Source organism: Tenacibaculum sp. ZH5_bin.1 (genome assembly GCF_042865525.1).
Taxonomy (GTDB): Bacteria; Bacteroidota; Bacteroidia; order Flavobacteriales; family Flavobacteriaceae; genus Polaribacter; species Polaribacter mesophilus.
In genome coordinates, this window is sequence record NZ_JBEGIO010000006.1 from 116,815 (window position 1) to 130,485 (window position 13,671).

At 28.6% G+C, this 13,671-nt stretch carries 11 protein-coding genes; all 11 read left to right on the plus strand.

Going from position 1 to position 13,671, the window contains the following annotated elements:
- Positions 1-11: 11 nt before the first annotated feature.
- From ABHQ57_RS14260 to ABHQ57_RS14310, 11 genes are read left to right on the plus strand one after another with little or no spacing between them, the layout of a single operon-like run.
- The gene (locus ABHQ57_RS14260) at positions 12-1,799 is read left to right on the plus strand and encodes a type VI secretion system baseplate subunit TssF (RefSeq protein ID WP_167712374.1); all 1,788 of its coding nucleotides are present in this window, start codon (positions 12-14) and stop codon (positions 1,797-1,799) included.
- Positions 1,796-4,237 (plus strand): AAA family ATPase, encoded by a 2,442-nt coding sequence (locus ABHQ57_RS14265; RefSeq protein WP_167712373.1) that lies wholly within the window; start codon positions 1,796-1,798, stop codon positions 4,235-4,237. The genes ABHQ57_RS14260 and ABHQ57_RS14265 overlap by 4 nt, the downstream gene beginning before the upstream one ends.
- Positions 4,222-5,166 carry a hypothetical protein gene (locus ABHQ57_RS14270; RefSeq protein WP_073184337.1) on the plus strand — a complete coding sequence of 315 codons (945 nt, stop codon included), beginning with the start codon at positions 4,222-4,224 and terminating at the stop codon, positions 5,164-5,166. Before ABHQ57_RS14265 ends, ABHQ57_RS14270 begins: the two co-directional genes overlap by 16 nt.
- A 14-nt stretch (positions 5,167-5,180) precedes the next feature.
- Positions 5,181-6,059, plus strand: coding sequence for a TssN family type VI secretion system protein (locus ABHQ57_RS14275; RefSeq protein ID WP_047790412.1), 879 nt, complete (start codon positions 5,181-5,183; stop codon positions 6,057-6,059).
- The gene (locus ABHQ57_RS14280; protein WP_047790413.1) at positions 6,052-7,218 is read left to right on the plus strand and encodes a hypothetical protein; all 1,167 of its coding nucleotides are present in this window, start codon (positions 6,052-6,054) and stop codon (positions 7,216-7,218) included. The genes ABHQ57_RS14275 and ABHQ57_RS14280 overlap by 8 nt, the downstream gene beginning before the upstream one ends.
- Before the next feature lie 12 nt (positions 7,219-7,230).
- On the plus strand, positions 7,231-7,728 hold the full coding sequence (tssO, locus tag ABHQ57_RS14285; RefSeq protein WP_047790414.1) for a type VI secretion system TssO: 498 nt from the start codon (positions 7,231-7,233) through the stop codon (positions 7,726-7,728).
- Between the two features lie 3 nt (positions 7,729-7,731).
- Positions 7,732-8,178 (plus strand): type VI secretion system TssO, encoded by a 447-nt coding sequence (tssO, locus tag ABHQ57_RS14290; RefSeq protein ID WP_047790415.1) that lies wholly within the window; start codon positions 7,732-7,734, stop codon positions 8,176-8,178.
- Positions 8,179-8,188: 10 nt separating this feature from the next.
- The gene (locus ABHQ57_RS14295) at positions 8,189-9,121 is read left to right on the plus strand and encodes a hypothetical protein (RefSeq protein WP_047790416.1); all 933 of its coding nucleotides are present in this window, start codon (positions 8,189-8,191) and stop codon (positions 9,119-9,121) included.
- A gap of 2 nt (positions 9,122-9,123) precedes the next feature.
- Positions 9,124-11,448, plus strand: a complete 2,325-nt coding sequence (tssR, locus tag ABHQ57_RS14300; protein ID WP_167712372.1) for a type VI secretion system protein TssR domain-containing protein — start codon at positions 9,124-9,126, stop codon at positions 11,446-11,448.
- 36 nt (positions 11,449-11,484) lie between these two features.
- Positions 11,485-12,270, plus strand: a complete 786-nt coding sequence (gene tssD / locus ABHQ57_RS14305; RefSeq protein ID WP_167712371.1) for a type VI secretion system tube protein TssD — start codon at positions 11,485-11,487, stop codon at positions 12,268-12,270.
- 6 nt (positions 12,271-12,276) lie between these two features.
- Positions 12,277-13,668 (plus strand): hypothetical protein, encoded by a 1,392-nt coding sequence (locus ABHQ57_RS14310; protein WP_167712370.1) that lies wholly within the window; start codon positions 12,277-12,279, stop codon positions 13,666-13,668.
- Positions 13,669-13,671 lie beyond the last annotated feature (3 nt).

Genomic DNA, 13,671 nt, shown 5'->3' on the forward strand with positions numbered 1-13,671 from the left:
TAAAAATAGCAATGAGAGACGAATATTTTATGAAAATTAAAAATCGAATGCTATTGCGTTCGATGGAATTATGGGGCATTAAAGATAAAAGGAGTGTAGATCCTATTTTAGACTTGCTTTTACATACTTTTGCTTATGAAATATCAAAATTACACCAACAAATAGATGTTTCAGATAAAGAATTATTAGATAGGTTATCTAGAATTTTGGTAAGTAACAAGTGGTCCTTACCATCACCTTCACATGCTTTATTAAAAGCTCAGCCGGAAGACGATACAACACAATTAAATGTTTCAGATCATTTTTATTGCTCAAAGAGAAGATTTGGAGAAGATAAGTTAGATGTTTTTTTTACTCCAATTATTACAAAAAAGCTAATAAATGCATCTGTTAAATATTTAGGGTACGATGATAAGTTGTTGGTTTGTGAAAACCGATTTGGTAACATGGAGGATGCTCTTTATTTATCTGAAGAAAAGAAAATTAAAGATTACGAACTTTGGTTTGGTGTTGAAATTTTAGATGATTTATTGGAAGAAACTAATAATCTATCTCTTTGTTTTATACTAAAAGATACTTCGCTTTTACCTTTTTTAAAAACAATGAAGGTGTATGATGTTGATGAGAATGAAATGTTTCTAGATAAGGAAGTTTTAATAAATAACAACAAAGAAGTTCACTACTTTGAAGATGTAATTTCTTTTTATGAAGACTGTTTTTATACTTTAAATTTAAATGAGTCTTGTAGACAACAAAAAACAATAAATGAATTATTTGGAGAGCAAACTGATTTTTTTATTGAGCCTGAAGATTTAGATAAAAAGCTTTTATGGTTTAAAGTAAAGTTACCAGAAGTTTTTTCTAGAGAGAAACTACAAGGAATAGAGGTAAGTTTAAATACTTTTCCAGTAGTTAATAGAAAGTTAGAGTATAAACAACATAACTTTAGAAAAAATGGAAGGATCTTATCGGTACTGAGTGAAGGTGAAAACTACTTTTTAAATATAGAAAGTTTAAGTGATGATAAAGGAAATAGTTATAGTAACGTTATAGAAAACTCTACAGAAAGTCTTGAAGGAGGTTATTCTCTCTACTTTGGAGACATAGGAAGGTTTGATACAAGAAGTGCTAAGATGATGTTAAGTAAAACTTCTCAAACTGTAAGAGAAGAGGGTAGTGCTTTTTCTGCTATAGGGTATGATATTATTCAAGCATATTTAGATGATTTGCATGAAAAACTAGATGAGATTGATAAGAAAATTCATTTAGAATTTGGTGAGGTTAATGCAAATAATAACAAAACATTTTTGTTAACCTATCCACATAAAGATGCCTTTAATTATGAATTTCAGTATTGGCTAACTAATGCAAACCACGCAAATGATATTAATACTAGTTATACTTTTAATCAGTATAGAACAGGTAAGTTTATTGATAGTAAAATAAAACTCAAAACAGATACAATAGGTGGGCATATAAGAAAAGAGGAGCACGACAAAATAAATGGACTGCGCTATGGGTTACTTACTAGAGAAAGAATTGTAACTAGAGAAGATGTTAAAAGTTTTATAAACAATAAAATAGGGCATTTTGTTGAGAGCCTTTCTATAAAAGATGGTGTTGCAATATCAAAAGAAAAGAAAAAAGGATTAATTAGAACTACAGATATATACATAAAAACTAAGAGAAAGTTAATTTCTGAAGAAAAACAAAACCTTTTCAGTTATTATCTTGAAAAAGAATTAGAAAAAAGATCAATATCAAATATAACATATAAAGTATTTTTTATAAAAAAATGATAGAAAAAGATTACAGTTCAAGTGCTTTATCAAGCATAAAAAGAGCTAAAAGTATTGCTTACAGAGAAAATCAAAGTACCTATGGTGTTAGTCATTTAATAACATCGCTAATTAATGAACCAACTGGTTTAGAAGAGATTATTGATAGCATGGGTAAAGATGCTAACTATATTCTTGAGTGGTTTGAGGTAATGAAAGAAATGTATAAGTCAACTCCACTAAAAGCTTCTGGAGATGTAAATCCAGACCATGAAGTTGCTAAGGTTTTCGAAGAATCTGAACGTTCAAAAATTAAATTAGGAACGGAAAATATTGATGCCTTATGTATTTTTACAGCAGTTGTAAGAGAGGGAGTTGTGTATTCTGGACAACAAATAGAAACATTAGGTATAACAGAACAAGATATTTTAAATCATTACAATGCTAATACTCCCACTTTTTTAGAATCAAACGTTAAGGAAAATATTTCTGCAATAAGTTCCTATATCGAAGACCTTCAAACAGAAGAGGTAATACAAAAAGGAAACTTAATCTTAGGTAGAGAAAAAGAAGTTCGATTGATTTTAGAAAATTTTGAAAGATCAGAAAGCAAGGGAGTTATTTTAGTAGGAGATTCAGGTATAGGAAAAACAGCAACAGTAAACTACTTTGTAAGAGAATTGAGTAATAGTACAGATGAGTATTTGAAAAGTCACTTAGTATTCAAACTCAATGTCCCAAAATTATTAGCAGTAGCAAGCTCTGAAAATGATGTAAATAAGAAAATATCAGAACTATTTGAGAAATTAGAGTCTATTGATGCTCCTTCCATATTAGTTATTGATGATCTTCATGTATTGCTTGAAAATGCATCAGGAAAAACCAATGCTATTGTTAATATCTTAAACGCTCAATTAAGTGAAGGGCGAATTAATATGATTTTTACAATTAATTCAGATTCATACAGGAAAAATCTTGAAAGACACCCTATAGATGGTAAATTAGAAATATTGAAGCTAGAGGAATTAGGTAGCCTAGAGATGTTAAAGTGTTTACATAGACATAAAAAAAGGTTGGAACTACATTTTGATATTAAAATTTCAGATAGAGCAATTGAGGAATCTATACATCTTTCAAAAAGGTATTTTAAGGAAAAGAAGTTACCTTATGGTGCAATAGATTTAATAGATAAAACTGTAGCAGCTGTAAAGATGAGCAACGCTACGGTATTAACAGAGGTTAGAAAAATAGAAAAAGAGTTTAATGAAGTTAAGGACTCGGAAAAGTTTGAATTTTCAGATTTACAATTAATATACAATACTATTTACAGAAAAGTTAGTGTTATTCAAACCTCAAAAGTTACCAAGTCATTTAATTTAGTATCTGATAATCCAGATTTACAACAAGAAATATCGAAGGTTGATGAATTCTTATCAATGTTAAAAGAGCTAGCTAAGACGCCTATTGATATTGTAAGTGAAATGAATATTGAAGCTGTTGTATCAGAAATTACAGGTATTCCTTTAGGAAAAATTCAAACAGAAGAAAAAGAACGTCTTTTAAATATTGATAAAAAGTTACAAGAAAGAGTTAAAGGGCAGTCAAACGCTATTCAAACACTCTCTGATGCTATTATTGAATCGCGAAGTGGACTTAGTAACCCTAAACAACCAATTGGTTCTTTCTTCTTTTTAGGACCTACTGGAACAGGAAAAACTGAATTAACTAAATCATTAGCAGAGTTACTATTTGATGATGAAACAGCAATGATTCGTTTTGATATGTCTGAATTTAAAGAGGAACATTCAGCAGCGCTACTTTATGGGGCACCTCCAGGTTATGTAGGATATGAAGAAGGAGGGATGTTAGTAACAAAAATTAGACAGCGTCCATATTCAGTAGTTTTATTTGATGAAATTGAAAAAGCTCACAGTTCTGTGTATGATGTTTTTCTACAATTAATGGATGAAGGAGTAATTCATGATAAATTAGGAAGAGAAGGAGATTTCTCTAATGCGATTGTCATTTTTACATCTAACATAGGTAGTCAATGGATTGCTGAGCAAATAACAGGAGGAAAAATTCCGACCTCAAATGAGTTAATAGAGGTAATGGCACAACACTTTAGACCAGAATTTTTAGGGAGGTTAACAGAAGTAGTTCCATTTGCGCCAATAAATCAAAAAGTAGCACAAGATATTTTAGTAATACACTTTAATAAACTAAGAAAGCAATTAGAACAACAAAAACAAATAGTGTTAGATATTTCTGATGAAGCTTTAGAGTTCTTGTCAAAAAAAGGATTTTCTCAAAAGTATGGAGCTAGACCCATTGCAGGAGTTGTAAGAACATACGTGAAAAAGATAATATCTAAAATGATAGTTTCTGAACAGGTAAATAAAGGAGATCATGTACTATTAGATTATAAAAACAATAATCTTGTATGGGAGCTAGTGTAAATGAAAATGATACCGTTATAGACGAGCTTGTTCGTAATATGACATCTAACTTTATAGGTGAGGTTTTTATTGAAGAATTAGAGTTTTTATTAAAAAAAGATGTCTCAGAAGTATTAATTGTGAAAAATCACGGTATGAATACTAGAGCTCAATCTAAAGATGTTTTGTCTATTAATTCAAATTTTATTGCTAAAGACACAGGGTTTGAAGAGAACTTAGTAGTAAATTTAAGTAGAAATAGTATATATCATCAGTTACCAGAAATATTATTTTACCCTCTTTCCTTAGGGGTTAATTCAGATAATAAGAAGGAAGTAGTTGATACAATTCGTAGAAATAGGGAAAAAGAAAAAGGAGATATTAATTTTTTTACACTATTTGATACAGAAATATTTAAAGAAAGAGTTAGGATTAATAATAGAAGCTTAAACTTTTTTTCAGACAAAAAATCAAAACAAAACCTATTAAATATTTTTAAACAAATTATAGGTTTTGATATAGAAATATCAGATGAGTCATTGTATAAACTATTTCTTAATTTATGTAAGTCTGAGTTTTTTAAAGAGAATTTAGTCGAGTTAGAAAAACTAATACAAATTGTTTTAGGCTTAAAAGTAGAGCTTAGTTATATACCTTGTGCTATAAAAGAATCTCCTTTTTTAAGTTTAGGAGATGCTGTTTTAGGAGTTGATCTGGGTTTAAGTGGTGAGGTTTATAGTGAGATAGATGATGTTAAAGTAGTTGTGGTATTAGAAAAAGAAGTAGAAAACTTTAAAGTTTTAGAAAAAAGTGTTTTACAAATAAAGGAAGTGTTAAACTTCTTTTTAATTTCCTCAAGAAAAATTCATATTACTTATAAAACAAACTCTGATCAATCTTTTGTTTTATCAGAAAGATTTTTAGGGTATGATTCATATTTAACTAAATAAGAAAAGAAAAAGTTATGAACATAATAATAGTATATTTTTTAAAATTTCTTTTAGCACCATTAATAGCTATTGTTTCTTTAATGGTATTAAATAACATAGTAAAGGCAAAAAAATCGTTTAATATAAAAAAGGCAATAGTCTTGGTTTTATTGCTAACTATAGTTCTAGTAGCCCCAGTTTTAATTAGTTTATTAAAATATGAATTTGTTTGGGTAGGGTTGATACTCACAGTTTTGTGTTATCTTTTTATAGGTGTGTTTTTCATGCTTTTTCAAAATACAAAGTTTTACAAATCTATAGGCCTAGATAATAAATTCCATACACTATTTTTTGCTTTTATAGTAATGCTTCTTTCAGGGTGGCTGTATTATCTAATTTTTGAAAAAATAAGTAATTTACCTTACGCACTTTGGGCAATGTTATCAATAATTTGGTTTGTGTTACCATTACTATACACAATGTCTTTAGAATACTTTTTAAACATATCAAAACCATTTTATAAAGCCTGGAATGTTTCAGATAATGGAGTTAGTGATATGTATTGGGATAATGTAGACGTTTTTAAATTAATACAAGTAACAGTAAAAATTAAAAGAAATCCAGAAGATAAAAACTACAGTTCTTTTTCAGTAAAGTTACCCATGGAGGTATCAGTAGGTATGTGGTTTAATCGATTTATAGAAGATCAAAACTTTAGATTTCCTGATAGAATGATTGATACTTATTTGGAGGGAGAGCCAATTGGTTGGATTTTTTACACAAACAAATGGTTTAATTTTCCTCTTTTTACAAAAGTCTTAGACGCTGAAAAAGACGGGAAGTTTAATAAAATAAGGAATAAACAAACTATATATATAAGAAGAACTGCATTAAACACCATTGAAGATGAATAAGAAAAATAATAAAATGAATTACTTACCAATAAATTGGACTGACGGAGTAAAAATATCTGCAGAACATTTTTTTAAAAATTATAACAACACAATTGAAACCATAAAAGACTACAATTCGGTTTCTCTTAAAAATTATGAATATGGATTAGTTGATGGAGGAACTAATTTTGAAAACCTACAATTAGATGTTTTAAACGATGGAGATAACTCTTTAGTAATAAAACTGAAATCTTGTAACGCCATCACAGAAAAAGGATACAGGATTATGTATCACCGAGATTTGTATGGGGCAAATTCACCATCAGTAACATTAAAAACATCTGATTTTGATAAAACAGAAAGCGAAGAATTTTATATAATGCTTTCGCTATCTCCATTTGAGTATTTACCAGTAGGTATTCCAGACCCTGAAGTTATACCTTTACATCATCCTAATGTATTACCTAAATTAGAACTACATACACTTCCAGTTTCAAAAATTAATACTAGCTTTTTAAAAGAGCACTTTTTGGTCATAGGAAAGGTGTTATGGACAAATGGATTGTTTTCTATTGATGAAAGTTATGTGCCTCCTGTTGTTAATTTAACATCTAATGAAAGGTTAGAAGGATTTGGAAAAGGGTTATTACAAATGCTTATTAAGTCTAAAAACTATTCGATTAAAATTTTCAAAAAAAATAATGGGCAAAAAAGCAGTAATAAATTAGTAGCCAATACCTTTTCAATTTGCAGTAAACTGCAAGAGTACTACAGTGATAATATTTTTAATTTAGAAAATATTTCTACTAGTAGATCACCTATGTATTTGGTTGATAGATTAGTGGTGTTAGCAAATAAGCTTTCTATTTGCTTGAGTATTATGGATGATAAAGAGAAAGAGCAATTACTACAATATTATTATCAATGGACAGACATTAAGCCTTCTGTTTTCCTTGATGCAATAGTTGATGCTGTAAACGTTAAGTACAACCATATTGAGATAGCAGAAACGTTTGATGTGCTAAATAGGTTTGTAGTTATGTTGGAGCGCGTATTTAAAAAGATGAGTGAACTAGAGTATATAGGACAAAGAAAAGATAATATCGTAATTAATGAAGAGTCTGGAGCGCAATTCAATAGAAATAGAGGTAAAAATAGTACTTGGAGTATAATTGATTAATATAAATTTCTTATGAAAGCTTTAAATCACAAAGAAAGGAGAAAACAAATACTTAAGTTTTTTGCATCATTCTCTTTAACAGCAGTAGTCGTATTCTTTTGTTTATATGTCACTTTAATTATAGCAGAAAAAGGAGTTGTTTTAATTGAGAGTAAACAATCTCATTACAATGAAGTTTTTAAAAAACAAGCTATGTTAAATTTTAAAATGGAAGAGCTTTTTAAAAACCTATATAGTTTAAAAAATAAAAGAAGGAATATTGGAGAGTATAGGCAAATGCAGAAGATTATAACTAACACCAGAGTAGAAATAAGACAAAGTATAGATAGTACAAAAAAAGAAAACAACTATTACAAAATTTACGGTGAGTTTTTGTCTGAAATAAGGAATATACAATCACTTCTTGAAAATTATAACAAAGAAGTTAATACAAGAGAAGCCAATAAAGAACAATTAGAAAAGTGCAGAGAGAAATATAAAGATTTAAATAAAAATTTAAATAAAGAGTAAGCTATGGATAAACATGAGATTTTTTGGGAAAAAATAAGGTTTTCTCTTTTGTTTATAATAATTTCTACAGTAGTGTTTATAATACTAACTAAATTTATATTTAAAGTGCCTGTAGTAGAAAGTAAAGAGCTGCTAAATAGTATTGACGCTTCAGAAGAAATTTTTGATATTCAGGAAGAATACACAAAAAAAATAAAAAATACACATAAAAAAATTCAAGAAATACCTTTTGATGTTATTCAAATTCAGGTATTAGACGAGTTAGATAAGGAAATTCAACAATACAAAAAAATTTATAGAGATAACGATATGAATAATAGATATATATTCGGAGTTCAATCATCAAAAACGCTTAAAATGTTTTTCGATTTGAGTGAAGAATACAATGCTTTAAAAAGGAATAATAAAGTTCTGAAAGAAAATCTAGAAGAATGTAAAGCTAATATTTAAATAAAAGAATATGTCTAATAAATTTAAATTATCAGCTTTAATTTTTATAGCTTTATTAGTATTAATACTGGCCATATTTGCACCTTATAAATCAAGACTCAGTAATTTAGATTTTTACGTGTCTGAATCTAATAGTAACTACCAGTTTGAAGTTGGTGAAAAACTGTTTTTCCTTTTAAATGATACGAGTTTAGTTGAAGGAAGAAAAGTGGTGTGGCATATGGGAAATGGAGATTCTATAGTAAAACCAGGAAATATCGATTATAAATACCGTAAAGAAGGTAAGTATTTAGTATCAATAAAAATAAACGATAAGTTTACTGTTTCAAAACAAATAGGTATAGTTTCTTTACCAAAACTATCACCTAGAGACTCTTTGGTAACATTGCATGGCGTAGATGAAGGTTATGTAGGAGAAGAATTAGTGTTTTTTACCGAGGGAAAAGGAATAAATACCTGGTATTGGGAGTTTGGAGAAACAGGTACAGTTGATGCTTATGAAGAACAAGTAATTTACAGATATAGTAAACCAGGAGACTACAGGGTAAAACTTCAAACAAATACATTAAAATACCCAATATTTCATAATATAAAGATTTTACCAAGATTTGAAAAAGTTGAGGAATTAGAAAAAGTAGACTCTTTAGGGGTTGTGCAAAATGATATTAGAAAAAGACTTCAAGCAATAGCAGATAGCAAGGTTACAGATAGAGGAACTTTTTATAAAAACTTAAATTATATAAAAAATAACTATACATGTAATCAAGCAGAAGACATACTTGTAATTGTTAATGGAGGAAGGTATAATGACTTTTTTAGTTACTGCCAAGGTTTACACTATTTAGAAAATAAGAAAAGAAGCAAAATAATTATAAATAAAGTTGAAATAGATACAATTAAATGTTTCAAAAGATTAAATGTAACACAAAGTTTACTAAGATAATAATGCAAAAAAAAATAACACTTTTTATTTTTTTGCTGTTGCTATATTCCTTCCCTATTGTATCACAAACTATAGGGAAATATGAGAAAGTAAAAGAAGTAAAAACTGATAGGTTTAACTATCTAAAAAAAGCAAAAACGAAGCACGATGCTTCGTTAAAAATGGTCTTTTCAGATAGAGAGGAAAACTCTTTTTATAAAGGACCATATGTGCAAGAAAAGTTTAAGAAAAAAGGATTACTTACTCCGTTGTATGTAATTAATGAAAAAGAAAACTCGTATGAAGTAGTAGTAGCCAACCCAGATCAAATAGGAAAGCCCAAAGGATTGTTTTCTATGTTCTATGGAGATAAGTTTAACTTTAAAGATTCAGAGCAAGTAGAATATTTAGGATGGATTCCTGCAAGTAATGTAATAGAGTATAATCATTCGTTTTTAGAAACATGTAATAATAAACCTATAAAATATAAGGTAGGAACAGATAAAACGTTACGACTTTTTGATTTGAAACCATATATGGAAGTAGACTCTGTAAATGTGTTTAAAGATCCCTTTTTTAGAACAAAGTCAAACAAAAAATTAGTATCCAATCAAATAGTATATCCTTATAAGTATGATGAAAAAGGGAAAGCAGTATTTGTGTCAGATAAACCCGTTTTAAAAGACTCTATTTCTCAAACAGTAGGTTGGATACCATCAAACTTAATTACACGTATTGGACAAAGTCAAGTATATGTTATAAATGACACTGATAGTTTATTGGCAGTTAGTAATAAAGATACAATTCAACTTACAGGTGAAGATGTATTGTCTAAATACTTATATACAGGATATAAAAACTTAAAAACAGATGTTACTAAAGACTTGATAGCTCCAGTACATGTTTGGAATCATGATAAAAATAAACTTATTAATGTAAAAGGAAATAGCTTTTATACAAAAGAAATAAAATTTATGAAAGAGGAGTCGAAGGTAGTAAACTTCCATTTTATTTCTAAAAATGAGGAAAGCGAACATCTAAAAAAAATATTGAACTCATTACAAAGTTTATACATAACCTTATTTCAAGAACCTACTGAAGCTCAATACAGTTTTTCTGCAATTTTAGTCGATAGAAAAGGAACAGCAATATTAGAAAAAACAAGCTCTTTTTCAGAGTGGATTAGCTTTGTTGAATCTTTTATAGAAAGTAATCAAAACAATTTAGCTGTAGAATACGTTGAAAAAACAATGTCTATTCCCAAAGCAGTAAATTATGTAATAGATAATTTTTCAGATGAAAATAAGCGTTTTGAAAACAATTTCTTCATCATTGCTTCAAGCAAAGAAAACACGAATGATATTAAAAGGCAAAAAGATACTTTTTTTGAAAAAATAGCTAAAAAATCACCTAAAATTATTTTTGCACAATTAGACAATAATCAAAGTGTAAGATCTCAGAATTATATATTAGGAAGCAAAGAGTTTTTGTATAAAACAGGAAAATATTATAATGAATTTATCAAGAATTTTATTGTGGATAATGAAATTATAGTAGAAAACAATATCCTAAAAAAGATACCTGCTGATGAAGATAATATTTATGTGTACGATGCTCCAGATAATAGCCTTTTTAATGGAGGCGTTATTTTTCCAAGAATAGAAAGTTCATTAACTCCTCTATCTTTAGAAAAAGCGATAGATACTGTTTTAAAAAGATCTACATTAACAAATAATAAGCTTATATCCTCGTTAAATTATTTTAATAAAAAACTAGGAGTTTTAAGAAGTGAACCAAGCACAACGATAAAAACAAGATATAAAGAGTTAAATACAGACAGCTTACGTCTTTTTCAATTAAGCAGAAACAATTTACATGAAGTATTGTACCAAAAAGTATCATTACTTAACGATAGTATAATAAAAAAAGGCTATGTCTTAGATAAAGATGAAATTATAGAATTAATAGAAAATTATCGCAGCACATTTCCTCAAATGGCAAAACCCATTACAAGAAAAAAGCGAAGAGTAATAAAACGATTGTACCAAAAACAAATAAAAATATTAAACAAAGCTGCCTATAGATATGTTTTAAGTAGAAAAGCAACAATAGCAGATTTATTTTACTTTAAATCAGGAATTCCTTTAAATCATGAAGGATATTACTGTTTAGGAATATATAAATTGCCAAGAAAAAGAGTAGGAAAAAATGGTTTTGAAAAGTTTTATTTTCAACAATATGAAAAAATAGATAAATTAGAGGAATTATTTTTAAAAAATAAGTTGCAAAAAGTAGAAGAAGGTTATAGAAGTGAAGTGTACTTTATACCTTTAGAACTGTTGCCCTAGTTAATAGTTAGGAAGAACCCCGAAAATTGCCTAAAAATGAATGTTAAAGCAAAGCTATTTGTATGTGGAGAAGAACGAGAACTTTTCAATACAAATTTAAATTACAATCGGCTTATTGATTGGAACGGAAAACCTACCTCTGCCTTAATGGGAGGAACCATCTCGGTTACATTTGAATCGCAAATGTATGATGATAGTTTTTTAGAGTGGATAATCGCAGACAGAACCGAAAACAAAAAAATACCATATCCTTTTGACTTATATCAGTTAAGAGACGGTAAAATTGTTTTTTATCAAGATGATTATGACGGATTAGAAATTTTTGAATACAACTTTCAAGATGGTACACTCATCAATTACCATGAAAAGTTTTGTAATCAGTCAGGTATGCAGGTAACTCTAACCATATCTCCAGCCATGCAAGACTACCGATTTTTTAACAACTCTAGCTGGAGTAAGAAAAGTACCACACGTTATATAAAGCACTGGCAAGAAAGTTTTATACCAATAAAAGAAGCTGCACCATACAAAGCTAAAGAAGATACAACACCGCGCTTTACCTGTTATTATACCGACCTTGAAGGTAATAAACAAGCAGAACCACATACAGGAGAAGAAGTGTACTTAGTATTGAAAACAGAAAATGCTATAGGACAAACAATAGATATTGATTTAAGTAACCACACCAAAGATTTTGTATACAACGATAAGGTTATAGAAAACGATATTATAAAAGATTTTAAGGTAACTAGTAGTGAACATAAATTGAAGTTACGTGTAGTTGTTCAACAAGAAGGAGAAAGAGAAGCAATACAAAATTAATTAGCTATGGCAACATTAACCGTAAAACCAAGTAATACTCTGAAAATTAAAACCCAACGAGTAAAAAAAGCTTATTTGGCAAAAAAAGAGATTAAAGGTACTGAAAAAACAGGAGAAACTGAAAGTTATACTTTCAAAGGGAGCAATAATACAAGTACAAAAGCTCGTAAGGAAAAGATAGCAACAATTATTTATAAAAACATTAAGGGAGGTTTACAAAAAAAGCAACAGCAGACAACAGTTGCTCACATAGTAGAGGTACTTAAAAAAGACTCATATACAAAAGGAGATTGTATTGATATTCCTTTAATTCTGCCAAAAATAGAATTTACAAAACTAGCTAATGCTAATTTAGGAGATGAGGTGTATATGGTAGTTGAAACCGAAAATATGGCTAATAAACGCATAAAGTTAAGTTTAAAACAAGCTGAAAAAGATTGTTTAGTAGAAAAAGATAGTTCTATTGTTTTACAACAGGATGGTAAAAAAACTAGTGTTGTAGAAACGTATGTAAGCAGATTTGCAGAGCAAAATAAAAAGAACATATCAAATGCCGAAGATTATAGAAACTTCGCAATAGACGCAGTTACACTATCACCTAAAGAAGAGAAAGATCAGAAAAAATATAGAGAAGCTTTAAATAAAACAACTGATAAAAAAACAAAGTTGTTTATGGTTGTTGATGCAGAACCAGTAGGAGCTTCTTGGAAAGAAGTTTTTTATGATGAGGTATTTGACTTAACACCAAACCAATGGTATTATGGAGAAAAAAATTGGTTTGAGTTACAAGTTTCAGAGAATGCAAATATTTATGAAATTCACTTAGGTAAGAACAAATATGAAAAAATTAAAAGTTTACCAGAAAACAAAAAATTTATTTATAAAATATATAATTCAGGTAAATTATTGAAAACACATGAGCTAGAGGCCAATGAGCACAACTTATTAGATTTTCCAAAAGAAGGAGATAATTGGGGAAGGTATGGATCTAGAGATAAAGGAGGTGATAATTGGATAAATGAAGAAGCTGCAGCTGGTTTTTTTGGGTTTTTATATACACTTAAGAATAAAGGGATTAAAGAGAAAGTTTATTATAATGATATTTCTGCAAATGATAAAAGAAATATAGGGCATAAGACTCATAGAACTGGACATGATATTGATATAAGATATCCAGGAGCAGATAATTCTCCAGGCGGAAAATTATGGGCAGTTTCTAAAAAATATTATAAAACTGAAGAAAAATTTGTAGAAGCCTTGGAAGAAATATTATCCATTTCCATTGACTGGGGCTTTATGAAAAAGTATAATTATGCATACAAGAAAGATATAAAACATACAAAAGGGAAAGCAATTTCCGTGCATCAAGATCATTATCATATAGGATTTAAACGATAAATT

Excerpts from the sequence above, each read along its gene's own strand:
- tssR (WP_167712372.1), top strand. The coding sequence starts at position 9,124 with ATGCAAAAAAAAATAACACTTTTTATTTTTTTGCTGTTGCTATATTCC.
- ABHQ57_RS14270 (WP_073184337.1), top strand. The coding sequence starts at position 4,222 with ATGGGAGCTAGTGTAAATGAAAATGATACCGTTATAGACGAGCTTGTT.
- ABHQ57_RS14295 (WP_047790416.1), top strand. The coding sequence starts at position 8,189 with ATGTCTAATAAATTTAAATTATCAGCTTTAATTTTTATAGCTTTATTA.
- ABHQ57_RS14265 (WP_167712373.1), top strand. The coding sequence starts at position 1,796 with ATGATAGAAAAAGATTACAGTTCAAGTGCTTTATCAAGCATAAAAAGA.
- tssD (WP_167712371.1), top strand. The coding sequence starts at position 11,485 with ATGAATGTTAAAGCAAAGCTATTTGTATGTGGAGAAGAACGAGAACTT.
- ABHQ57_RS14280 (WP_047790413.1), top strand. The coding sequence starts at position 6,052 with ATGAATAAGAAAAATAATAAAATGAATTACTTACCAATAAATTGGACT.
- ABHQ57_RS14260 (WP_167712374.1), top strand. The coding sequence starts at position 12 with ATGAGAGACGAATATTTTATGAAAATTAAAAATCGAATGCTATTGCGT.
- tssO (WP_047790414.1), top strand. The coding sequence starts at position 7,231 with ATGAAAGCTTTAAATCACAAAGAAAGGAGAAAACAAATACTTAAGTTT.
- ABHQ57_RS14310 (WP_167712370.1), top strand. The coding sequence starts at position 12,277 with ATGGCAACATTAACCGTAAAACCAAGTAATACTCTGAAAATTAAAACC.
- tssO (WP_047790415.1), top strand. The coding sequence starts at position 7,732 with ATGGATAAACATGAGATTTTTTGGGAAAAAATAAGGTTTTCTCTTTTG.
- ABHQ57_RS14275 (WP_047790412.1), top strand. The coding sequence starts at position 5,181 with ATGAACATAATAATAGTATATTTTTTAAAATTTCTTTTAGCACCATTA.